The sequence below is a fragment of the Streptomyces sp. NPDC030165 genome, from assembly GCF_055573595.1.
In genome coordinates, this window is record NZ_JBVIBD010000015.1 from 168,813 (window position 1) to 189,171 (window position 20,359).

At 71.9% G+C, this 20,359-nt stretch carries 16 protein-coding genes; 9 read left to right on the forward strand and 7 right to left on the reverse strand.

Going from position 1 to position 20,359, the window contains the following annotated elements:
* Positions 1–301: 301 nt before the first annotated feature.
* Positions 302–1,201, forward strand: coding sequence for a DUF3027 domain-containing protein (locus ACZ4Z1_RS26915; RefSeq protein ID WP_468489183.1), 900 nt, complete (start codon positions 302–304; stop codon positions 1,199–1,201).
* 755 nt (positions 1,202–1,956) lie between these two features.
* A complete protein-coding gene (locus tag ACZ4Z1_RS26920) occupies positions 1,957–5,220 on the forward strand; it encodes a sacsin N-terminal ATP-binding-like domain-containing protein (protein ID WP_468489184.1) in 3,264 nt (1,087 codons plus the stop codon).
* A 26-nt stretch (positions 5,221–5,246) separates the two neighbouring features.
* Here the strand turns inward: ACZ4Z1_RS26920 and ACZ4Z1_RS26925 are convergent, their stop codons facing one another.
* A complete protein-coding gene (locus ACZ4Z1_RS26925; protein WP_468489185.1) occupies positions 5,247–7,664 on the reverse strand; it encodes a cation-translocating P-type ATPase in 2,418 nt (805 codons plus the stop codon).
* Positions 7,665–7,801: 137 nt separating this feature from the next.
* Entirely contained in the window at positions 7,802–8,089 is a 288-nt protein-coding gene (locus tag ACZ4Z1_RS26930) for a DUF2530 domain-containing protein (protein WP_468489186.1), read from the reverse strand.
* A gap of 286 nt (positions 8,090–8,375) precedes the next feature.
* On the opposite strand from ACZ4Z1_RS26930, the gene ACZ4Z1_RS26935 reads away from it, so the two are divergent.
* On the forward strand, positions 8,376–9,845 hold the full coding sequence (locus ACZ4Z1_RS26935) for an NCS2 family permease (protein WP_468489187.1): 1,470 nt from the start codon (positions 8,376–8,378) through the stop codon (positions 9,843–9,845).
* Positions 9,846–9,890: 45 nt separating this feature from the next.
* Here ACZ4Z1_RS26935 and ACZ4Z1_RS26940 read toward each other — a convergent pair whose 3' ends face one another.
* Positions 9,891–10,079, reverse strand: coding sequence for a ribbon-helix-helix protein, CopG family (locus tag ACZ4Z1_RS26940; protein ID WP_078624588.1), 189 nt, complete (start codon positions 10,077–10,079; stop codon positions 9,891–9,893).
* Positions 10,080–10,209: 130 nt separating this feature from the next.
* Here ACZ4Z1_RS26940 and ACZ4Z1_RS26945 point away from each other — a divergent pair, with 130 nt between their 5' ends.
* The 3 genes from ACZ4Z1_RS26945 to thpR all read left to right on the forward strand — a co-directional run bounded on the left by ACZ4Z1_RS26945 (position 10,210) and on the right by thpR (position 12,759).
* A complete protein-coding gene (locus ACZ4Z1_RS26945; protein ID WP_468489188.1) occupies positions 10,210–10,659 on the forward strand; it encodes a MarR family winged helix-turn-helix transcriptional regulator in 450 nt (149 codons plus the stop codon).
* A 29-nt stretch (positions 10,660–10,688) separates the two neighbouring features.
* Positions 10,689–12,095, forward strand: coding sequence for an MFS transporter (locus tag ACZ4Z1_RS26950; protein ID WP_468489189.1), 1,407 nt, complete (start codon positions 10,689–10,691; stop codon positions 12,093–12,095).
* Positions 12,096–12,192: 97 nt separating this feature from the next.
* Entirely contained in the window at positions 12,193–12,759 is a 567-nt protein-coding gene (gene thpR, locus ACZ4Z1_RS26955; RefSeq protein WP_468489190.1) for an RNA 2',3'-cyclic phosphodiesterase, read from the forward strand.
* 149 nt (positions 12,760–12,908) lie between these two features.
* Here thpR and ACZ4Z1_RS26960 read toward each other — a convergent pair whose 3' ends face one another.
* Entirely contained in the window at positions 12,909–13,907 is a 999-nt protein-coding gene (locus ACZ4Z1_RS26960) for an aldo/keto reductase (RefSeq protein ID WP_468489191.1), read from the reverse strand.
* A 91-nt stretch (positions 13,908–13,998) separates the two neighbouring features.
* Positions 13,999–14,688, reverse strand: coding sequence for a GDSL-type esterase/lipase family protein (locus ACZ4Z1_RS26965; RefSeq protein ID WP_468489192.1), 690 nt, complete (start codon positions 14,686–14,688; stop codon positions 13,999–14,001).
* Between the two features lie 725 nt (positions 14,689–15,413).
* Between ACZ4Z1_RS26965 and ACZ4Z1_RS26970 the strand changes: the two genes are divergently transcribed.
* Complete coding sequence (locus tag ACZ4Z1_RS26970; RefSeq protein WP_468489193.1) at positions 15,414–16,427, forward strand: hypothetical protein; 1,014 nt, start codon at positions 15,414–15,416, stop codon at positions 16,425–16,427.
* Positions 16,428–16,460: 33 nt separating this feature from the next.
* Here the strand turns inward: ACZ4Z1_RS26970 and ACZ4Z1_RS26975 are convergent, their stop codons facing one another.
* Complete coding sequence (locus tag ACZ4Z1_RS26975; RefSeq protein WP_468489194.1) at positions 16,461–17,228, reverse strand: TetR/AcrR family transcriptional regulator; 768 nt, start codon at positions 17,226–17,228, stop codon at positions 16,461–16,463.
* A gap of 134 nt (positions 17,229–17,362) precedes the next feature.
* Between ACZ4Z1_RS26975 and ACZ4Z1_RS26980 the strand changes: the two genes are divergently transcribed.
* Positions 17,363–18,358, forward strand: a complete 996-nt coding sequence (locus tag ACZ4Z1_RS26980; protein WP_468489195.1) for an ATP-binding cassette domain-containing protein — start codon at positions 17,363–17,365, stop codon at positions 18,356–18,358.
* Positions 18,355–19,176 (forward strand): ABC transporter permease, encoded by an 822-nt coding sequence (locus tag ACZ4Z1_RS26985; RefSeq protein ID WP_468489196.1) that lies wholly within the window; start codon positions 18,355–18,357, stop codon positions 19,174–19,176. The genes ACZ4Z1_RS26980 and ACZ4Z1_RS26985 overlap by 4 nt, the downstream gene beginning before the upstream one ends.
* Before the next feature lie 61 nt (positions 19,177–19,237).
* Here ACZ4Z1_RS26985 and serC read toward each other — a convergent pair whose 3' ends face one another.
* Positions 19,238–20,356, reverse strand: a complete 1,119-nt coding sequence (gene serC / locus ACZ4Z1_RS26990) for a phosphoserine transaminase (RefSeq protein WP_468489197.1) — start codon at positions 20,354–20,356, stop codon at positions 19,238–19,240.
* Between the last annotated feature and the right edge of the window lie 3 nt (positions 20,357–20,359).

Here is a 20,359-nt window from a genome sequence, read left to right on the forward strand (position 1 = left end):
GGCCACCGGACGCTGCCGCTGACATTTGCCGCTCCCGGCGAGGGGTCGTACACCGTTGAAGGGGTAGCGTGTGTAGCGCGCCACCGGCGGTCGTTCTTGGCCGCGCGCCTTGCCGCGATCCCGCAGAATGGTTCGTAAGAGGTGCGCTCGACCGAGATGACCGGGCGCGGACGTCGACGCGGTCCCCAGGTCCGCTCCGCCCGCCCCGGCACGCCGGTCGTCCGGACAAGGACAGGACAGCTCCGGCTGGCGCACTCGTGAGACGGCGTGGAAGAGAGAATCGATTCTTGTGAGTGCTGCGATGCGAAGCCGTACCCCTGACCGCCTGTGCGCCGAGGCGGTCGACCTTGCCCGCACCGCGGCCGAGGAGGCCGCCGCGCCGGGCACGGTCGGCGAGCACGTCGACGCCGTCGCCGACGGGGACCGCGTCGTCACCCACCTGTTCGAATGCAAGGAGCCCGGCTACCGGGGCTGGCGCTGGGCCGTCACCGTCGCCCGCGCCTCCCGGGCCAAACACGTCACCCTCGACGAGTCCGTCCTCCTGCCCGGCCCCGACGCGCTCCTGGCCCCCGAATGGGTGCCCTGGAGCGAGCGGCTGCGCCCCGGTGACATGGGGCCCGGCGACCTGCTCCCCACCGAGGCCGAGGACCTCCGGCTGGAACAGGGCGCCGGGGGCGCCGGGAGCGCCGGAACCGAGGTCCCGCCGGGCGTCACCGACCTCGCGGACGCCGAGGACGCCGATGTCGAGCCCGGGTCGCCTGCCGCCCAGCCCGAGACGACCACGCGCGGCAGCGTTGCCGCGGTCGCGGAGGAGCTGGGCATGGGGCGCCCCCGCGTCCTCTCCCGCTACGGCCTGCACGCTGCGGCCGACCGCTGGGAGGAGGAGTACGGGCCCAAGACCGCCATGGCCCAGGCCGCCCCGGCCAACTGTGTCTCCTGCGGCTTCCTCGTACCCCTGGCCGGGTCGCTCCGCCAGGCCTTCGGCATCTGCGCCAACGAGTTCGGGCCTGCGGATGGGCACGTGGTGTCCCTCGGCTACGGCTGCGGGGGGCACTCCGAGGCCGCCGTCATGCCGAGGCCTCCGCGGCCGGCGCCGCCTGTCATTGACGAGACCGTGGTTGATCCTTTTGCTCTGCGGCCGGATCGGTCGGGGGGGTCTGTGGAGGACTCCGGGCCTTCCGAGGAGTTCGGGCACAGCTGAGGCGGGTGCCCGGGTGCGGGGGGGGGTTCGCGCTTCGCGCGGGATTTGCGCTGTCGCGCGGATCGCATTGCTTGGTTCTGGGGGGCGGGGGTGCGCAGGGGGCCAACTCTCCCCCAGCCTTCGGCCGGGGGGACCCCCACGGCACCGTTGAGCCCTACTAGTGCGGATTCGGTGTCCGGGTCCCCGGCTGCCTGCGGGGATGGCCCCCTACGCACCCCCTCGGGCCGATTTGGCGAGTCCGGGACAGCTGGGGGGAGTCTGTCGATGACCCTGGTGCCCGCTCTCCTGGGGGTGAGGTCCCTGGCGGTGGGGCGGGAAGGCAGCCCGTTGCCCGGCGCCCGGCATTGTCACGTGAGCACCGGTGGGCCGCAGCTACCCCAACACGTCCGCCGGATGGGGCTCGGCTTGTGCATGCCCCCAGCCCAGATGCTCGGAAAGCCGCAAACGGCGCGGGCTCGGGGACATACAGGGGTCTCCCCGCAGGCAGCCGGGTTCCCGGCTACCGAATCCGCACTGGAAGGGCTCAACGGTGCCGTGGGGGTCCCCCCGGCCGAAGGCTGGGGGAGAGTGACCCCTGTGTGGCCCCGAGCCCCCACCCACCGGACCGGCTGCGAACAAAAAGCCCGTCCGGCGTTTGAGGACACAGGAACGCGCACCCCCACCAGGACACACCTCCCAGTCGGACCCCCACGCCCCCGCCCCCACCCCCCACCCGGTAAAAAGAACAGTTCGGCATCGGAGGAACGGGAGAGAACGTGAGCGAAGCGGCAGAGGCAGATCCGTTCGGGACGGCTCGGCTGCGGCGGGGGGTGCTCGATGCCTGGGCGGCTTCGCCGGCCCGGTTCCGGGAGGACGCGAACGCCGAGGAGGATCTCGCGCTCGGCGGTTACCGCGACCGGCTCGCCGTGGAGCTGGCGCAGAACGCCTCGGACGCCGCGGCCCGCGCCGGTGTGCCCGGGCGGCTGCGGCTGACCCTGCAACCGGCCCGCGGCACCGACCCCGCCGTGCTGGTCGCCTCCAACACCGGCGCCCCCATCGACGCCACCGGCGTCGAATCGCTGGCCACGCTGCGCGCGTCCGCCAAGCGCGAGACCGAGGCCGCGGTCGCCGTCGGCCGTTTCGGCGTCGGCTTCTCGGCGGTGCTCGCGGTCAGTGACGAGCCCGCGCTGGTCGGCCGTACCGGCGGCGTCCGCTGGTCGCTGGCCGAGGCCCGGGAGCTGGCCGCCCAGTTCGCCGCGCACAGCCCCGGCCTCGGTGGTGAGCTGCGCCGCCGCGACGGCCACGTACCGGTGCTGCGCCTGCCCTTTCCCGCTGAGGGCAGTGCTCCGCAGGGTTACGACACCTCCGTCGTGCTGCCGTTGCGCGACGGCGCCGCGCACGAGCTGACGGTGCGCCTGCTGGCCGGTATCGACGCCGCGTTGCTGCTGACGCTGCCGGGGCTGGCCGAGGTCGTGGTGGAGACTCCGGACGGCGTACGGGAGATGCGGCGGCGCCAGGAGGGCGCGTACGTCGTCATCGAGGACAGTGAGCGCGGCACCTCGCGCTGGCGCGTCGTGAGCGAGAGCGGCGGGCTGGACGAGGCGCTGCTGGCGGACCGTCCGGTGGAGGAGCGGCTGCGCCCGTACTGGGCGGTGACGTGGGCGGTCCCGGTGGACGAGGAGGGCGCGCCGGCGCGCCCGGCGACCACGCCGGTCGTGCACGCGCCGACGCCGACCGACGAGCCGCAGGGCCTGCCGGGTCTGCTGATCGCGTCGTTCCCGCTGGAGCCGACGCGGCGGCGCGTCGCGCCAGGGGCGCTCACGGATCATCTCGTACGGCGCGCCGCCGAGGCGTACGCGTCGCTGCTGGCGGGCTGGCAGCCGGTGTCGGCGGGGACCATCGATCTCGTACCGGGCCCGCTGGGCAAGGGGGAGCTGGACAACGAACTGCGGCGGCAGGTGCTGGAGCTGCTGCCGCGGGTGCGGTTCCTGCCGAGCGCGGCGGCGCCTGCCACGGGGGCCGGACTGTCCCTTGAGGCGGTGCCGACAGCGTCCGGCCCTGATGAGCTGGCGCCCGGTGAGGGCGGTGGCTGGGGCGGTGCCCGGGGTGAGGAGGACGCGTACGTCCTGCGGCCTGTCGACGCCGAGCTGGTCGAGGGCGCCGGGGCGGACACGGTCCGGGTGCTGGCGGAGTTGTTCCCGAGCCTGCTGCCTGCCGGGCTGGAGCGCCGTCCGGAGCTGCGGGCGCTGGGTGTGGCGCGGGTGCCGCTGGGCGAGGTCGTGGACCGGCTGGCGGGTGTGGACCGGTCGCCGGCGTGGTGGTGGCGGCTGTACGACTCGCTGGCCGGTACGGATCCGGAGCGGCTGAGCGGGCTGCCGGTGCCGCTTGCGGGGCCCGCGGGTGAGGAGGGCCGGGCGGCGCGGACCACGATCGGTCCGCGGCAGGTGTTGCTGCCGCTCCGGGAGGGCGGCGGCGACGCGGCGGAGCGGCATGCGACGCTGGCCCGGCTGGGCCTGAAGGTCGCGCATCCGGACGCGGTGCACCCGTTGCTGGAGAAACTGGGGGCCACGCCGGCGAGTCCGCGTGCCGTTCTGACGACTCCGCAGGTGCGGGCGGCCGTCGCGGGCTCACTGGACGCGGCCGAGGACGATTACGCCTTCGGCTTCGACGGCGAGCCGGCCGGGCTCGGTGGTGAGGAGCTGGCGGAGGCCGTGCTCGGTCTCGTTCGGGATGCGCATCTGGCGCCTGGTGACGAGCCGTGGCTGGCCGCGCTCGCGCTGCCGGACGAGGACGGTGAGCCGGCACCGGCGGGTGAACTGGTGCTGCCGGGGAGTGACTTCGAACGGGTGATCCGGGAGGGTGAACTCGCGGCCGTCGATGCCGGGTTCGCGGAGCGCTGGGGGGAGCAGCCGCTGACCGCCGTCGGCGTGCTGGCGGGCTTCAGCCTCGTACGGGCTCCTGACGTGGTGCTGGACCCGGACGAGCTGGAGCCGCGGGACGGCGATTTCACCGAGCCGGACGACGTCGGCGTGCTGGATGCCGTGGACGTGTGGTGCGAGGACGTCCTGGACGGGCTGCCGGAGACGCCGGTGCCGCCGGTCGCGACGGAGATCGTGGCCGTACGGGATCTGGACCTGGTCGATGACGACGCGTGGCCGCAGGCGCTGGCGATGCTGTCGCGGCCGCCGCTGCGGGACGCGCTGACCGCGCCCGTACGGGTGCTGTTGCCGGACGGTACGACCGAGTCGGTGCGCCCGTATGCGGCGTGGTGGCTGCGCGGGCATCCGGTGCTGGACGGCCGCCGGCCGGCCGGTCTGCGGGCCGCGGGCGGCGATCCGCTGCTGGCGGGGCTGTACGAGTCGGCGGACGCGGGCGATGTGGACGCGCAGGTGCTGCGTGCCCTGGGCGTACGGACTTCCGTCGCGGCGCTCCTGGATGAGCCGGGCGGCGCCGCGGAGCTGCTGGCCCGTCTCGCGGACCCGGAGCGTGAGGTGGGCTCCGCGCAGCTGCATGCGCTGTACGGGGTGCTGGCGGATCTGGACCCCGAGCAGGTGACGCTGCCGGACGAGCTGCGGGCTGTCGTGGACGGTGAGGTACGGATCGTGGACGCGGCGGAGGCGGTCGTCGCGGACGCGCCGGACCTGATGCCGCTGGCCGCCGGCCTGCCGCTGTTGCCGGTGCGTCCGGCGTGTGCGGCGGAGCTGGCGGAGCTGTTCCAGGTTCGGCGGCTGAGTGAGGTCTTCGCGGCACCGGTGGCCTCGGAGGGGAGCCGGCACGAGGTTCCGGAGGCGGTGCGTACGCTGCTGGGCCCGGACACGCCGCGGTCGTACGTCGAGCACGGGGAACTGGCCGTCGAGGACGGTACCGAGCTCGACTGGCGCTGGACTCCGGACGGCACCCTCCATGCGGCAACCCTGGAAGGCGTCGCCGCGGGCCTCGCCTGGGCCGCCGGCCAGTGGCCCCGCCGCTTCGAGACGGCGGCGCTCCTGGAGGACCTGGACCGCGCGGAGGAGCTGGCGGAGGCGCGCTGGTTCGACTAGGTCGCTTCGGGGGTGGGGCGAGCGGTCTATGCCGGGAACCGCCGCCCGATCAGCCGCCATGCGATCTCCAGCAGGATCGCTGCCGCGGCGGCGATTCCCACGGCGGCCCACGGGAGGGTCGTGCCCACGAGTTTCAGGTCGAAGAAGTTCTGGAGCCAGGGGACGACGAGGACGATCAGGAAGCCGAGGGCCATGGCCAGGACCAGGCCGACGCGCCACCACGTGTACGGGCGGGCGATGATCGCCAGGACCCACATGGCGCTGAGGAAGAGGGTCAGGGTGGCGGCGCTGGTCTCGGCGGGGAGGGCGTCGGGGCCGGTGTAGTGGCTGCGGGCCAGGAGGTACGTGGCGAAGGCGGCGAGGCCGATGATCAGGCCGGAGGGGACGGCGTACCGCATCACGCGCCGTACGAAATGCGGTTTGGCGCGTTCCTTGTTGGGGGCGAGGGCGAGGAAGAAGGCGGGGACGCCGATGGTGAGGGTGGACAGCAGCGTCAGGTGGCGCGGCAGGTAGGGGTACGGGATCTGGCAGCAGGCGACGAGGATCGCCAGCAGCACCGAGTAGACGGTCTTGGTGAGGAAGAGGGTGGCGACGCGGGTGATGTTGCCGATCACCCGGCGGCCTTCGGCGACGACGGACGGCAGCGTCGCGAAGCTGTTGTCGAGCAGCACGATCTGGGCGACGGCCTTGGTGGCCTCGCTGCCCGCGCCCATGGAGACGCCGATGTCGGCGTCCTTGAGGGCGAGGACGTCGTTGACGCCGTCACCGGTCATGGCGACGGTGTGGCCGCGTGCCTGGAGCGCGCCGACCATGTCCCGCTTCTGCTGGGGCGTGACGCGGCCGAACACCGCGCCGTCTTCCAGGACCTTGCCCATCTCGTCCTGGTCGGCGGGGAGTTTGCGGGCGTCGACGGGGGATTCGGCTCCTGGCATGCCGAGTTTGCCGGCCACCGCGCCGACCGACACCGCGTTGTCGCCGGAGATGACCTTCGCCTGGACGCCCTGCTCCTCGAAGTAGCGCAGGGTGTCCATGGCGTCGGGGCGTAGCCGCTGTTCGAGGACGACCAGGGCGGTGGGCTGTACGTGGTCGGCGACGGAGGGGGTGTGCAGGTCCTGTTCGGCGTGGGCCAGCAGGAGGACGCGCAGGCCCTGGGCGTTCAGGTCTTCGATCTCGGTGAGCGCGTCGTCGCCGGCGGGGAGGAGGACGTCGGGGGCGCCGAGCAGCCAGGTGGTGTGTTCGCCGTGGGGGTCCTCCAGGGCCGCGCCGCTGTATTTGCGGGCTGAGGAGAAGGGCAGGGCGTCGGTGGACCGCCAGCCGTCATCGGCCGGGTAGGCGTCGATGATCGCCTGGAGGGAGGCGTTGGGGCGGGGGTCGGACGCCCCGAGGGCGCCGAGGATCTGCTTGATGCGGTCCTCGTCCGTACCGCCCAGCGGCCGCAGCTCGCTGACGTCCATGCCGCCTTCGGTGAGCGTGCCGGTCTTGTCCAGGCAGACCACGTCGACGCGGGCCAGGCCCTCGATCGCGGGCAACTCCTGGACCAGGCACTTCTTGCGGCCGAGCCGGATGACGCCGATCGCGAAGGCGACGGAGGTGAGCAGGACCAGGCCCTCGGGGATCATCGGGACGATGCCGGCGACCATCCGGCGCACCGCCTCGTCGCCCGCCATGTTCAGCGTGAACAGGTGGCTGAGGATGAGGCCGATCGCGGTCGGCACCATCATCCACGTCACGTACTTGAGGATCTGGCTGATGCCGCTGCGCAGCTCGGAGTGGACGAGGGTGAAGCGGGACGCCTCTTCGGCGAGCTGGGCGGCGTACGCCTCGCGCCCGACCTTGGTGGCGGTGAACGCGCCGCCGCCGGCGACGACGAAGCTGCCGGACATCATCTTCTCGCCGGGCTTCTTGACGACCGGGTCGGCCTCGCCGGTGAGCAGGGACTCGTCGATCTCCAGGCCGTCGCTCTCCAGGACCTCGCCGTCGACGATGACCTTGTCGCCGGGGCCGAGTTCGATGACGTCGCCGAGGACGACCTCGGAGGTGGGGATCTCGGCGGCTGTCCCGTCGCGCCGTACCGTCGGTTTGGACTCGCCTATGACGGCGAGGCTGTCCAGGGTCTTCTTGGCGCGCAGCTCCTGGATGATGCCGATGCCGGTGTTGGCGACGATGACGAAGCCGAACAGGCCGTCCTGGATCGGGCCGACGATCAGGATGATCACGAAGAGCACGCCGATGATGGCGTTGAAGCGGGTGAAGACGTTCGAGCGGACGATGTCGGCGGTGGAGCGCGAGGACCGTACGGGGACGTCGTTGACCTCGCCTCTGGCCACCCGCTCGGCGACCTCGGCGGCGCTCAGGCCGCGGTGGGCCGGCGTGGTGGCGGGCCCCTCCGCGGTTCCGGTGCCCGGCTCGGGTTCCTCGACTTCGGTCTTGGCCCGCTCAGTCATGCCTTCGACGTTACGGGCGGAACGGACGATTCACCCGCTGGATGCGGACAGGAAGGTGGCGGGAGTTGTTGGAGGGGTCCGCGTCAACCGGGGAGGGGTGGGGTGCGTCCCCGATCGGGTGGATTCGCCGGCGTGTGTCAGGACGCGTCGGCCGGGGCCCGGTCCGTGTCCGGCGCGATGGCCGCCGCCGCGCGCTTGATGGCGGCGTCGCGCTTGCGGACGTACCAGATGCCGAGGATGCCGAGACTGCCGCCGGCCAGGCAGGTCCACACCCACCAGGTGCGGTCGTGGTCGGCGAACCAGCCGTAGAAGGGGAGCTGGGCCAGGAAGAGCACGAACCAGATGATGGTGCCGCCGGTGATCGTGCCGACGACGGGACCCTCAAGAGGCTCCGGGGCCTCGCGCAGTTCGGACTTCTTCCACATGGGGCCAGCTTACGGGCAGCCGCCGACACGGCCGATACAAGGCCGGTTCCGTACGGGTGGCGGGCGGGCGGCGCTCCCGGCCGGGCCGTGGAAGGGCTCCGGCCCGTTCCATACCGGGGTCTACGCGCGGAGATAGCGATCATCGACTTGTTTATTCATACTGAACCTATCCGGTTCTGAATGGTTTGATTCGTCGAATCCTCCAATCTGATCCGGTTTGTTTGTGTTCTGGGCCCGATCCGGGGCCCCCACGCCTCTCCCAGGCCCGTACGACTGAGGTCCGCGCATGTCCCCCTCGGCCACCACGCCGGTCGACGCCGTCCAGAGCCCAGGCCCGCAGCAGCCCAAGAACGGTCTCGACCGGTTCTTCAAGATCTCCCAGCGGGGGTCCACGGTCTCCCGCGAGCTGCGCGGCGGTCTCGCCACCTTCTTCGCCATGGCGTACATCGTCGTGCTGAACCCGATCATCCTCGGCGCCGGCCAGGACAAGTTCGGGCACCAGCTGGACAACGGCCAGCTCGTCACCGCCACCGCGCTGATGGCCGGCCTGTCCACGATCCTGATGGGCGTCATCGGCAACGTGCCCATCGCCATCGCCGCCGGCCTCGGCATCAACGCCGTCGTCTCCCTCCAGCTCGCCCCCAAGATGAGCTGGCCGGACGCGATGGGCATGGTCGTGCTGGCCGGGCTGGTGCTGATGATCCTGGTCGCCTCCGGCCTGCGGCAGCGGGTCATGGACGCGATCCCCAACGGGCTGCGGCGCGCCATCGCGATCGGCATCGGCCTGTTCATCTCGCTGGTCGGTCTGGTCGACGCGGGCTTCGTCACCCGTAACCCGGACGCCGCGCACACCACCGTGCCGCTCGCGCTGGGCCAGGGCGGTCAGCTCCAGGGCTGGCCGGTACTGGTCTTCGTCGTCGGCCTGGCGCTGATGTTCCTCCTGACCGTACGCAAGACCAAGGGCGCGATCCTGATCGGCATGGTCGTGATGGCGGTCGTCGCGATCGTCGTCAACGCCGTCGCGGACATCCCCGACGCGAGCTGGGGCCTGGCGGTCCCGAACGTGCCGGACGGCATCGTGGGCGCGCCGGACTTCGGCCTGGTCGGCCAGATCAGCCTGTTCGGCGGTTTCGAGGAGGTCGGCCTGCTGACCGGCTGCCTCTTCGTCTTCACCGTGCTGCTGTCCGGCTTCTTCGACGCGATGGGCACGATCATCGGCGTCGGCGAGGAGGCCGGGCTGACCGACGAGGACGGCAACCTGCCCGGCATGGGCCGCATCCTGATGGTGGACGGCATCGCGGTCGCGGCCGGCGGTGTCGGCTCGGCCTCCGCCAACACCTGTTTCGTGGAGTCCACGGCGGGTGTCGGCGAGGGCGCCCGTACGGGGCTGGCGAACGTCGTGACCGGCGGGCTCTTCCTGCTGGCGCTGGTCTTCACGCCGCTGGCGACGGTCGTGCCGTCGCAGGCCGCGACGCCCGCGCTGCTGGTCGTCGGCTTCCTGATCATGTCGGCCAACGTCCGGGACATCGACTGGAGCGACTTCACGATCGCCGTCCCGGCGTTCCTGACGATCATCTCGATGCCGTTCACCTACAGCATCACCAACGGCATCGGCATGGGCGTGCTGGCCTTCATCCTGCTGCGGACGGCGACCGGCCGCTTCAAGGAGATCCCGTGGCTGCTGAACGCCGTGGGGGCGGCTTTCCTCGTCTACTTCCTGCTCAACCCGATCGAGCAGGTGCTGGGCGTCCACTGACGCCCGGCCGGGCGTCAGCGCCGGCGGTGCCCAAAGCGGCGGTTCTCAGAGCGGCGGCGCCGCGTAGAACCGTTCCGTCCGGTCCACCGACATCTTGAAACGTTCGTCGAAGTCTTCACGGATGAGCGTCCGGGTCACATAGTCCTGGACGCTCATTCCGCGTTTCGAGGCGTGCTGCCGCAGGCGCTCCAGCAGTTCCCCGTCCATCCGCAGGCTGAGCACTCCCGATCCCATACCGCCACGGTCCTCTCACGCCCTGGTCAGGCGGGTCACTTTCCGCTGCGTCCTCACTCGGAAGGGTGATGCGCAGGGGGGCGGATGTACGGGCTTTCATTAGAGAGGGTAATGAGTTATGCTAACGAACATGCCGGAACTGCCCCTTGGCGACGACGCTGCCGCCGACGCCGCCGCCGTGAACGCTCTGCGGTCCGCCGTGATGCGGCTGTCCCGCCGACTCAAGCACCAGCGGGTCGACGAGTCGCTCAGCCCCACCGAGATGTCGGTGCTCGGCACCCTCGCCCGGTGCGGTCACGCCACCCCTGGTGAGCTGGCCCGCAAGGAGCACGTCCAGCCGCCGTCGATGACCCGCATCGTCGCGATGCTGGAGGCCAAGGGCCTGGTCCGGCTCGAACCGCACCCGGACGACCGCCGCCAGAAGGTCGTCACCCAGACCGAACAGGCCGAGGCGATGCTCGAGGAGAGCCGCCGCAAACGCAACGCGTGGCTGGCCGAGCTGGCCTCCGGGCTGGACGAGGACGAGTGGGCCGCACTGCGGACCGCCGCACCCGTGCTGGAGAAGCTCGCCCAGCTGTAGAAACCGAGAGCCGAGGAGGCGAACCCACTTTGAGTACGGGATCCGGAGCAGACTCCGCCCCCGCACCGAACTCCCACGACACCACCGCCACCGACGCCGCGACCGCGCCCCCGACAGGCACCAAGGGCACCGCCGCCGAACCGCGCGGGGGCATGTTCCGGTCGCTGAGAGTCCGTAACTACCGTCTTTTCGCCACCGGCCAGGTCGTCTCCAACACCGGCACCTGGATGCAGCGCATCGCCCAGGACTGGCTGGTCGTCAGCATCACCGGTTCGTCCGCCGCCGTCGGCATCACCACCGCGCTCCAATTCCTGCCCATGCTGCTCTTCGGGCTGTACGGCGGGGTCATCGCCGACCGGGTCTCCAAGCGCAAGCTGCTGCTGGTCACCCAGGCCTCGATGGGCCTGACCGGCCTGGCGCTGGCCGTACTGACCCTCAGCGGAAACGTCGCGGTCTGGCACGTCTACTTGATGGCCTTCGTACTCGGCCTGATCACCGTCGTCGACAACCCGGCACGGCAGGCGTTCGTCGTCGAGATGGTCGGCCCCGACGACCTGCGCAACGCCGTCAGCCTGAACTCCGCCAACTTCCAGTCCGCCCGGCTGATCGGCCCCGCGGTGGCCGGCGCCCTGATCACCTCACTCGGCAGCGGCTGGGCCTTCCTCCTGAACGGCCTGTCCTTCCTCGCGCCGCTCGCCGGACTGCTGCTGATGCGCACCGGCGAGCTGCACAAGGTCGACCGCGCGCCGCGCGGCAAGGGCCAGCTGCGGGAGGGCGTGCGCTACGTCGCGGGCCACCCCGAGCTGATCTGGCCGATCGTCCTGATCGGCTTCATCGGCACCTTCGGCTTCAACTTCCCGATCTGGCTGACCGCCTTCGCCGACAAGGTCTTCCACGGCGGCGCCGGCATGTACGCCTGGTTCAACGGGCTGATGGCGGCCGGTTCGCTGGCGGGCGCGCTGCTCGCGGCCCGGCGCTCCACGTCGCGGCTGCGGCTGCTGGTGGGCGCGGCGCTGCTGTTCGGCGTCCTGGAGATGGCCGCGGCCCTCTCCCCGGCCGTCTGGATCTTCGGGGCGCTGCTGATCGTCATCGGCGTCGTCGGCCTGACGATCAACGTCACGGCCAACTCCAGCGTGCAGATGGCCACCGACCCGCTGATGCGCGGGCGGGTGATGAGCCTGTTCATGATGGTCTTCATGGGCGGTACGCCGCTGGGCGCGCCGCTGGTCGGCTGGGTCACCGACGCGTACGGCGCCCGGCTCGGCTTCCTCGCGGGCGGCGTGGTCTCCGCCCTGGCGGCGGCCGGCGTCGGCCTGATGCTGAGCCGCGCGGGCGGTCTGCGGGTCCGGATAGACCTGCGGCGCGGCCACCAGCACGTACGGTTCGTACCGCGCGAGCGTGACGGTGAACCGGAGCGGCTGGCCGCGGCGGCCTGACGGTCCCCGGTGCCCCGGCCGCGCGGCGGCGGCCGGGGCACCCGCCCCGCCCGGGGTACGAACTCTCGCGCATCGCCCCGTACGCGACACTGACCGCATGAGACTCTTCGCCGCCGTACTGCCGCCCGAGGCCGCCGTCGACGAACTCGACACCCGGGTACGCCGGTTGCGGGCCCTGCCCGGCGCGGACCGGCTGCGCTGGACCGGGCGGGCCGGCTGGCACTTCACCCTCGCCTTTTACGGCGAAGTGCCCGACACCACCCTCCCCGGTCTGCACGAACGTCTGGCGCGGGCCGCGCGGCGGCACGAGCCGGTCCCGCTGCGCCTCAAGGGCGGCGGGCGTTTCGCCGACCGGGTGGTGTGGGCCGGGGCCGAGGGCGGCCTGCCGGCGCTGCGCAAGCTGGCGGACTCGGCCGCGGCGGCGGCCCGCCGCGCCGGGGTGGAGATGTCCGGCCACCGCCCGTACACCCCGCACCTGACCGTCGCGCGCAACCGCGCGGAAGCCCTCGGCCTCGGCCCGTTCGCCGACGGCCTGGCGGACTTCGAGGGCAGCGCGTGGACGGTACGGGAGCTGGCCCTCGTCCGCAGCCACCTGCCGGCCTCCGGGGTGGCGGGGGAGCAGCCCCGGTACGAGACGGTGGCGGCCTGGCCGCTGGGCCGGTGAGCGGTCCGGTTACGCTCGAAGGGTGGACCCCAAAACCCGTAACCGGATCATGTCCGGACTCTTCGCCGTGCTCCTCATCGTCGTGATCGTGGCGGCCGCCCTGCGCTGAGACGCGGGACGGCCCCCGACGGCACCGCGTGAAGCCGGTCTCACCAGGCGAACGCCTCCGGCGACGGCCCGGTACCCGGGAAGATCTCGTCCAGCGACTCCAGCAGCTCGGCCGGCAGCTCCAGCTCGACGGCGCGCAGCGCGGAGTCGAGCTGCTCGGTGGTACGCGGGCCGACGATCGGCCCCGTCACACCGGGCCGGGTCAGCAGCCAGGCCAGCGCGACCTCGCCGGGCGGCAGCCCGTGCCGGTCGAGCAGGTCCTCGTACGCCTCGATCTGCGCCCGGATTGCGGAGTTCGCGAGCGCGCCGGCCGAGCGGCCCCCGTTCGTACGGGCTCCGCCGCCCTCGCGCTCCTTGCGTACGGCGCCGCCGAGCAGGCCGCCGTGCAGCGGCGACCACGGGATGACGCCGAGCCCGTAGGCCTGCGCCGCCGGGATCACCTCCATCTCGGCGCGCCGCTCCGCGAGGTTGTACAGGCACTGTTCGCTGACCAGGCCGAGTGAGCCGCGGCGCGCGGCGGCCTCGTTGGCCTGCGCGATGTGCCAGCCGGCGTGGTTGGAGGACCCGGCGTACAGGATCTTGCCCTGCTGCACCAGGACGTCGATGGCCTGCCAGATCTCGTCCCAGGGCGTGTGCCGGTCCACGTGGTGGAACTGGTACAGGTCGATGTAGTGGGTGTTCAGCCGCTTGAGGCTGGCGTCCACCGCCCGCCGGATGTTGAGCGCGGAGAGGCGGTCGTGGTTGGGCCAGACCTGCTCGCCGTCGCCGCCCATGTTGCCGTAGACCTTGGTGGCCAGCACGGTCCTGTCGCGGCGGCCGCCGCCCTGGGCGAACCAGGAGCCGACGATCTCCTCGGTGCGGCCCTTGTTGTCGCCCCAGCCGTAGACGTTGGCGGTGTCGAAGAAGTTGACGCCCGCGGTGAGCGCGGCGTCCATGATGGCGTGGCTGTCGGCCTCGTCCGTCTGGGGGCCGAAGTTCATGGTGCCGAGGACGAGTCGGCTGACCTTGAGTCCGGTGCGTCCGAGCTGCGTGTACTCCATGGGGCCCTAGCCAACGCCCTGGAGTGCGCTCGAATCAAGAAGTGCGCCGTGACCCGCGGGCGGCCGTACGGACGGCCGGGGCCGAGCGCCCTCAGGCGTTCACAGGGGTGTACGGGGCGCCCACGTCCCACGCCTGGTGCAGGGCGTCCGCGAAGGCCGCCGCGAGCAGGTGCTCGCCCGACGCGGAGGGATGCGTCCCGTCGTAGGTGTCCCGGTCCAGGTCGTAGCCGTCCGGGTGGGAGGCCAGCAGCAGCGGCGAGGCGGGGGCCGACAGGTCCGCGACGGCCTTGGCCAGCAGTTCGTTGAAGCGCTCGCACTCGGCGGCGAAGGGCGCGTCGGACAGGGCGCGGGTGTTCGGGATGACGGGCAGCAGCACGGCCCGTACGCCCGCGTCGGCCGCCCGCGCCTCGGCGACGAAGCGGCGTACGTTCGCGGCGGTCTGCTCCGCGTTCGTGTAGAAGCCGAGGTCTATCAGCCCGAGCGAGACGAGCAGGGTGTCGGCCTTGGTCCTGCGCACCACGTCGCCGATCAGCGGCGCCATGTGGCACCAGCCCTCGCCCCACCCGGCGAGGTGGCGCCGGGCGCGCTCCGGGAAGTCCGGGTCGCGGTAGGCGTGCGAGACCGCCGCGCCGGCGGACACGTCGTACAGCTCGGTACGCGGGCCGACGATGCGGTACGGGCCGCCGTAGGTCCGGTTGAGGTGCTGCCACATCCGGTAGCGCCACGTGAAGTCACCGGAGCTGCCGATCGTCATCGAGTCACCGACGAACATCACACGCATACGACCTCCCGGCCGCCCGGCCCGGGCGCGCCGGAGAGCGCTGTCGGGGTGGTCATGCGGAGATCATAAGGAGCGGGGCGGCGGGGGTGACGGGCGGGGCGGGCCGGCGGCTGTCCGGCGGAGCCGGACCGGGAATGTGCGCGCGGATTCGCAATGAAACCTACCTTTTTGAGCGATGGCAGGCCGCGGTGTCGGCACATACCTTGATCGCGGTCAGGTCATCCCGACCCGAAAGATAAATGGAAGGACTTATGCGCAAGGCGCTTGTCCGGCGATGACGGCTCTCACGCTCACCGGTGCGGCCATGGCTCCGGCCGACAGCTCGTGGCCGCGACCGGTACGGGCTGTACAACGGCCAGCCGGACCCGGACAACTGGCGCGCGCACCTCAACGACGACAACTGGCAGTGGGCGAGGAACGGGAACCAGTTCACCACAAATATGAAGAGCGGCCGGCACAAGACGGTCTGCTGGACGTATGGCGACGTGAATTCCAACTACGTGATCGTGTCCCCGTCGGGAATGCGGCCGATCTGCCGCGGAAGGTGAAGGGACGCCACTCGGCAAATCTTGTCCCCTTTCCATGAATGTACTGCTGTGCGACTGAATTCCTGAGCTGAATGTGTGTGGGCGCGGAGCCGGCCCACCGGGTGTGCCGACGGCCGGTTTCCCCGTGCGCGGGCACCGGGCGGGCCCGCCGCGCTGACGAAGTGGGAGGCTGTGCCCATGCGTTCGCTACTGTGCGCGGCCGGGGCCGCGGGAATCGTGCTGTTCGCGGCGGCCGGGCCGGCGGTGGCCGACGGCGGAGGAGGGGACGAGGGATTCACGATCGAGGACGCGCGGATCACCGAGTCCAGCGGCCTGGCGGCCAGCCGGGCGCACCCCGGCGTGTACTGGACCCACAACGACAGCGACGACGGGCCGTACGTCTACGCCGTGGACGGCCGCACCGGCCGCACGGTCGCGACCGTCACCCTGCGCGGCATCGGCGACCCGCGCGACGTGGAGGCCGTCTCGGTCGGCCCGGACGGCAACGTCTATGTCGGTGACATCGGCGACAACCTCGGCGGCAGCTGGAACCACGTATGGATCTACCGCTTCGCCGAGCCGAAGCAGCTGCGTGACCAGACCGTCACCGCGGCCCAGCTCACGGTCGCGTACGACGAGGGACCGCGGGACGCCGAGGCGATGATGGTGCACCCCGCGACCGGGCGGGTCTACATTGCCAGCAAGAAGAAGAGCGGCGGCGCGGCTCTGTACGAGGGCCCCGAGCGGCTGTCGGCGCGCGGCACGAACACCTTCCGCCGGATCGCGGGCATCGACCAGTGGGTGACGGACGGCGCGTTCTCACCGGACGGCACGCGGCTGCTGCTGCGCGGCTACTTCGGCGCGGAGATGTACCGCTGGGAGGGCGGGCGCCCCAAGGACATCGGCAGCGTGGGCGTGCCGCTCCAGATGCAGGGCGAGTCGGTGACGTTCACCCCCGACGGGCGGACGCTGCTGTTCGGGTCGGAGGGCAAGGCCGGCCAGGTGCAGCCGGTAGGGCTCAGTGGTGACCAGCTCCCGGAGTCGGCGAAGGGGTCCGACGGCAAGGAGGGCGACGGTGCCGGCAAGGGGGGCGCGTCCGACGGCAGCCAGGACCCGGCGGGCAAGAACCGCAACGTACTGCTGGCGGCGGCGACGTTCGGGGTGGCGACGGTGCTGGTGCTGGCGCTGCGGAGGGCGTTCCGGAGGCGGTGAGCAGCGGGCGGCGCGGGTGGCCGGAGGTCCCGCTCAGCCGCCCAGCTTCTCGATGTACACCGCGAAACCGTCGAGCAGGCGGCCGAGGCCCAGTTCGAACGCCGCGTCGCCGGAGTCGCCTTCGCAGTCGAGGGCGAACGTGTCGTCATCGAGCTGGGCGAGGTAGGGATAGCGGCCGCTCTCCATCGCCCGCGTCAGCACGGGTTCCTGGGTCTTCCACCACTCGTCGTCGCTGATGCCGGTGCGCTTCTCGGCCATCGCCGAGTTCAGCCGGGTGCGGGCGGCGCCCGCGACGTAACCCTCCACGGTCATCAGCATCCGGATCTTCTCCCGGTCGGGGAGACCCAGGCCGGACAGCCCGCGCAGGGTGGCCTCCAGGCCGTCCAGGGAGTTGGGCCCCAGCAGCGGCCGCGTCTGGTCGATCTGGAGCAGCCAGGGGTGCCGGTGGTGGAGCTGCCAGTTGCCGTGCGCGACGGTCTCCAGGACGGTGCGCCAGCCGGCCTCGGGCCCGGGGAACTCCGCGGGGTCGAATTCGACGATCTTGTCGAGCATCAGGTCCAGCAGCTCGCCCTTGCCCGGTATGTACCGGTAGAGCGACATCGTGCCGACGCCCAGTTCGGAGGCGACCCGGCGCATCGACACGGCGCCGATCCCCTCGGCGTCGGCGACCGTGATCGCGGCGGTGACGATGCGGTCGAGGGTCAGGCCGGGTTTGGGGCCGCGGGTGGGGCGCTCGCCGGTGCCCCAGAGCAGCTCCATGCTGCGTGCCGCATCGCCGCTGCCGCTGTGTTCTGTCGTCATGGTGCGCTCAGTGTAAGCCGCAGCGAGAAAACCGGGTACGACGTACGCAACATCGGGTACGGTGTACGCGCAACTGGGTACGCTGTACTCGAAACGGGGGTGCGCGGCGCACCCGATCCGGACACGGGGGACACATGAGGACATCCGGAACGGCGGTCCTGGCGGAGGGCCTGGCCAAGCGGTACGGGGACAAGCGGGCACTCGACGGTTTCGACCTCGCCGTGCGGCGCGGCACCGTACAGGGCCTGCTCGGCCCCAACGGCGCGGGCAAGACCACCGCCGTACGCATCCTGGCGACCCTGCTGCGCCTGGACGACGGGCGGGCGACCGTCGCCGGGCACGACGTGGCGCGCGAGCCGCACGCCGTACGCGAGCGGATCGGCCTGGCCGGGCAGTACGCCGCCGTCGACGAGATCCTGACCGGGCGGCAGAACCTGGAGATGTTCGGTCGGCTCTTCCACCTCGGCGGGCGGCGGGCGCGGGCCCGCGCCGACGAACTGCTGGAGCGCTTCGGCCTGTCCGACGCGGCCGGCAAGCAGGTCAGGCACTACAGCGGCGGAATGCGGCGGCGGCTGGACCTGGCGTCCAGCGTGCTGCTCGCCCCCGAGGTGCTGTTCCTGGACGAGCCGACCACCGGCCTCGACCCGCGCAGCCGCAACGAGGTCTGGGAGACCGTACGGGACCTGGTCGCGGGCGGTACGACCGTCCTGCTCACCACGCAGTACCTCGACGAGGCCGACCACCTCGCCGACCGGATCGCCGTCATCGACCACGGCCGCACCATCGCGGAGGACACCCCGGACGGGCTCAAGCACGGCATCGGCGGCGACCGCGTCCAGGTGGTGCTGCGTGACCCCGCCGAACTGCCGCGGGCGGCGCGGATCGTGGCCCGGGTGGCCGCGGACGGCGCCGCGCCGGACACGGACGTGGCGGAACGGCGGGTCGGCGCGCCGGTCACCGACGGCGTGGCGGCGCTCACCGAGGTGGCCCGGGCGCTCCAGGACGCGGGGCTGGACGTGGCGGACATCGGGCTGCGGCGGCCGACACTGGACGAGGTCTTCCTGCGGCTGACGGGACACCGTACGGCGGACGCGACCGCCCCGGCGTACCGGACGGAGGCCGCCGCATGAGCACCCCGGGCACCTCGCCCGCCCGCGGGCGGCGCCTGTACCGGGCCTTCGCCGACTGCTGGACCATCGTCCGCCGCGACCTCACCCACCTCGTCGAACAGCCCGTCAACATCGCCTGGCAGCTCGGCTTCCCGATCGTCTCCGTGCTGCTCTTCGTCTACGTCTTCGGCAGCGCGATGGACGTCGGCGGCGAGGGCTCCTACCGGGACTACGCCATGCCCGGCATGTTCGCCATGACCATGGCCTTCGGCTTCATGAACACCGCGATGCTGGTCGCGGTCGACAAGGACCGGGGCGTGACCGACCGGTTCCGTTCGATGCCGATGGCGCGTTCGGCGGTGGTCAGCGGCCGGGGCGTGGCCGACGTGTGCGGCGCCGCACTGGACCTCGCGGTGCTGGCGGTGATCGCTGTCGTCGTCGGCTGGCGCTCGGACGGCGGCCCGCTCGCCACCCTGGCCGCCTTCGCCCTGCTGCTGCTCCTGCGCTTCGCGCTCATCTGGATCGGTGTGCTGCTGGGCCTGCTGGTGCCCAACCAGGAGACGGCGGGCGGCCTGTTCGCGCTGGCCTTCCCGTTCGGCATGATCTCCAGCGTCTTCACACCGCCGTCGATGATGCCGGACTGGCTGGGCGCGATCGCGATGTGGAACCCGGTCTCCTCGACGGCGAATGCCGTCCGCGAACTGTTCGGCCGGCCCGGCACGACCGGCGACAGCTGGATCGAACAGCACGCCCTGCTGATGGCGGTGGCCTGGCCGATCGCCCTCACCGCCGTCTTCCTGCCCCTGGCGGTACGCCGCTTCCAGCGCCTCAGCCGCTGAACGGCGGCCGGGCCCCGGCGAGTTCGTCCCGCCGGGGCCCGGACACGTGCGTCAGCGGCCCCTACAGCTTGCCGATCACGTAATCGATGCAGGCGGTCAGCGCCTCGACGTCCGCCGGGTCGATCGCCGGGAACATCGCCACCCGCAGCTGGTTGCGGCCCAGCTTGCGGTACGGCTCGGTGTCGACGATGCCGTTGGCACGCAGCGCCTTGGCGACGGCGGCCGCGTCGATCTCGTCGTCGAAGTCGATGGTGCCGATGACCTGGGAGCGCTTGGCCGGGTCGGTGACGAACGGCGTCGCGTACGTGGAGTTCTCGGCCCAGCCGTACAGGGCGCCGGAGGAGGCCGCGGTGCGGCCCACGGCCCAGTCCAGGCCGCCCTGGCCGTTGATCCACTCCAGCTGCTCGTTGAGCAGGAAGAGGGTGGACAGGGCCGGGGTGTTGTACGTCTGGTTCTTCAGCGAGTTGTCGATCGCCGTCGGCAGCGAGAAGAATTCGGGGATGTGCCGGCCGGAGGCGTGGACGCTGCGGGCGCGCTCCAGGGCGGCGGGCGAGAAGACGCCGATCCACAGGCCGCCGTCGGAGGCGAAGGACTTCTGCGGCGCGAAGTAGTACACGTCGGTCTGCGCGATGTCCACGGGCAGGCCGCCCGCGCCGGAGGTGGCGTCCACCAGCACCAGGGAGCCGGCGTCCGCGCCCGCCACGCGCTGGACGGGGCCGGCGACACCGGTGGAGGTCTCGTTGTGGGTGAAGGCGTAGACGTCCACGCCCTCCTCCGCCTTGGGCTCCGGATGGCTGCCCGGTTCGGCGGAGATCGTCGTGGGCTCGGCCAGCCACGGCGCCAGCTTCGCGGCCTTGGCGAACTTCGAGGAGAACTCGCCGAAGGTCAGGTGCTGGGACTTGCGCTCGATCAGGCCGTGGGTCGCGATGTCCCAGAACGCGGTGGAACCGCCGTTGCCGAGGACGACCTCGTAGCCCTCGGGGAGCTGGAACAGGTCACGTACGCCGTCGCGTACTTTGCCGACCAGGTTCTTGACCGGAGCCTGGCGGTGGGACGTACCGAGCAGGGAACGTCCGGTGGCGGCGAGGGCGTCGAGCGCCTCCGTACGCACCTTGGAGGGGCCCGCGCCGAAGCGACCGTCGGCGGGCTTGATGTCAGCGGGAATCTGGATATCAGCCACGGG

Bases quoted from the DNA above. Each gene is read 5' to 3' on its own strand.
- ACZ4Z1_RS26980 (WP_468489195.1), top strand. From the start codon at position 17,363: ATGAGGACATCCGGAACGGCGGTCCTGGCGGAGGGCCTGGCCAAGCGG.
- ACZ4Z1_RS26960 (WP_468489191.1), bottom strand. From the start codon at position 13,907: ATGGAGTACACGCAGCTCGGACGCACCGGACTCAAGGTCAGCCGACTC.
- ACZ4Z1_RS26940 (WP_078624588.1), bottom strand. From the start codon at position 10,079: ATGGGATCGGGAGTGCTCAGCCTGCGGATGGACGGGGAACTGCTGGAG.
- ACZ4Z1_RS26930 (WP_468489186.1), bottom strand. From the start codon at position 8,089: ATGTGGAAGAAGTCCGAACTGCGCGAGGCCCCGGAGCCTCTTGAGGGT.
- ACZ4Z1_RS26970 (WP_468489193.1), top strand. From the start codon at position 15,414: ATGCGTTCGCTACTGTGCGCGGCCGGGGCCGCGGGAATCGTGCTGTTC.
- ACZ4Z1_RS26925 (WP_468489185.1), bottom strand. From the start codon at position 7,664: ATGACTGAGCGGGCCAAGACCGAAGTCGAGGAACCCGAGCCGGGCACC.
- ACZ4Z1_RS26975 (WP_468489194.1), bottom strand. From the start codon at position 17,228: ATGACGACAGAACACAGCGGCAGCGGCGATGCGGCACGCAGCATGGAG.
- ACZ4Z1_RS26945 (WP_468489188.1), top strand. From the start codon at position 10,210: ATGCCGGAACTGCCCCTTGGCGACGACGCTGCCGCCGACGCCGCCGCC.
- thpR (WP_468489190.1), top strand. From the start codon at position 12,193: ATGAGACTCTTCGCCGCCGTACTGCCGCCCGAGGCCGCCGTCGACGAA.
- ACZ4Z1_RS26965 (WP_468489192.1), bottom strand. From the start codon at position 14,688: ATGCGTGTGATGTTCGTCGGTGACTCGATGACGATCGGCAGCTCCGGT.
- ACZ4Z1_RS26985 (WP_468489196.1), top strand. From the start codon at position 18,355: ATGAGCACCCCGGGCACCTCGCCCGCCCGCGGGCGGCGCCTGTACCGG.
- ACZ4Z1_RS26935 (WP_468489187.1), top strand. From the start codon at position 8,376: ATGTCCCCCTCGGCCACCACGCCGGTCGACGCCGTCCAGAGCCCAGGC.
- ACZ4Z1_RS26915 (WP_468489183.1), top strand. From the start codon at position 302: ATGCGAAGCCGTACCCCTGACCGCCTGTGCGCCGAGGCGGTCGACCTT.